1 protein-coding gene is annotated in these 1,523 nt (G+C 66.8%); it reads right to left on the bottom strand.

The genetic code is table 11. The features are described from left to right. The coding region (locus G6O54_RS36825) for an IS1380 family transposase (protein WP_165236100.1) at positions 1–1,417 on the bottom strand (1,417 nt) is incomplete at its 3' end. Positions 1,418–1,523: the final 106 nt, after the last annotated feature.

The following is a 1,523-nucleotide window of genomic DNA, read 5'->3' as shown; positions in this document are numbered from 1 at the left end:
TCTCGATCATCGCCGCTCGGTACGTCCGGAACTCCATCCCCAGCAGCGCCCGCCTCTGGGCCTCGTGCCGCTCGGCGTGCCGCGGCGAGACCGGCAGCAGCAGCGCCGACCACGCCTTCAGGCTCCACGCCAGGCTCGCCATCACCATGTAGGCCCAGTTGCTCACCAGGTCGTCCACCGGCGTCGCCAGCGCGTGCACCCCGCCCTTGAGCTGCGCGACCAGGTTCTCCTGATTGCACCGCCCGTTGGCCGTCAGGACGATCCCCTCGGCGGGACTCTCGCGGTCGTTGGTGATGTAGAAGAAATATCGGTACTTCTCGAACAGACGAATCTGCCCCTTGTCCGTCGCCAGCAGCTTGCGGAGTACCACGACCCGATACGAGCGGTCGCAGGCCGTGGGTCGATAGTCGAACTCGGCGACCATCTCCTCGAGCGTCCCGATCGTCTCGAACTCGCGGGCCTCGACGACCTTCGCCTTGTGTCGCTCGGGCCGCTCGCGGGGCACGGCCTTGATGGGAAGCTCGGGCCGCTCCAGGTAGCCGTAAGCGCCCTCGGGCAGGGCGTCGGCCAGCTCGACCAGGTTGGGCATCGCGTCGAGGCCGAAGATGAAGCGGATGTAGCCGGTGTCGTCCCAGCGATCCAGCCGCGTCGTCTGCGAGAAGTCGGTGTCGCCCCGCAGCAGGATCTCCCGGAAGCCGGCCTTGCGGCACAGTGCGATGGCCTTCTCCTCGTAGACCCACGCCCCGTCGTGCGACGGCCGATTGGCGGGGCGGTTGGCCAGGTAGAGCGGCTCGGAAGTATTGGCCAGCGAGACCACCAGCGGGTGATAGCCCCAGGTGCCGTCGTAGGCGATGTCGATGCCCGCCTTGCACTCGGCGCCGGTGCCGACGAGGGTGCCGTCGACGTCGATGACCGCCCGCTCGAAGAAGCCGGCGGGCTGTCGACGCCAGACGCGGAGGCGGGCCGCGTTGAAGGCGTCCATGAGGTCGAGGACGTCGGGCTCCTCGAAGCGGCGGCAGAAGTCGCCCTCGGTGGTGGGGTCGGGGATGCGGCCGGCGCCTATGGCGTCGAGGAAGGCCTCGTCGTTGCGGCGGAGCTCGATGTGCTCGATGCGGCTGCCGCCGGCGGCGATGTTGAGGGCGATGTTGAGGACGTGGTCGGACTCGTGATAGGGGAGGTGCCGCTTGAGGAGCTTGAGGCGGGAGTCGATGTCGCCGATCAGGCCGGAGGCGCGGGCGACCATCATCAAGGCGCCGATGCCGCCGCAGGCGATGCCGCGGGCGCGAGAGGAGAGATCGTAGTGGACGTCGGTGGCCGTGAACATGGGGGACTCGCGTCCCTCCTCGGGATGATTCTCCAGCCGTTTCTCGATTCTCCGCTTGCACCGCCGCAGCTTCTCGTGGACAGTAGGCTTCACTCGAAAACCCTCCATTGCTGGGATATTGAAGATTTGTAGACACCTCCATTATTCCAGGAATGCCGGGGGTTTTCGAGCTTCTTCCGCCAGCCATTCCAATTCGAAG

This window comes from Aquisphaera insulae (assembly GCF_011064615.1).
Lineage (GTDB): Bacteria > Planctomycetota > Planctomycetia > Isosphaerales > Isosphaeraceae > Aquisphaera > Aquisphaera insulae.
The sequence above is the reverse complement of the archived record's forward strand: the minus strand, read 5'-3'. Positions and strand labels throughout refer to the sequence as shown.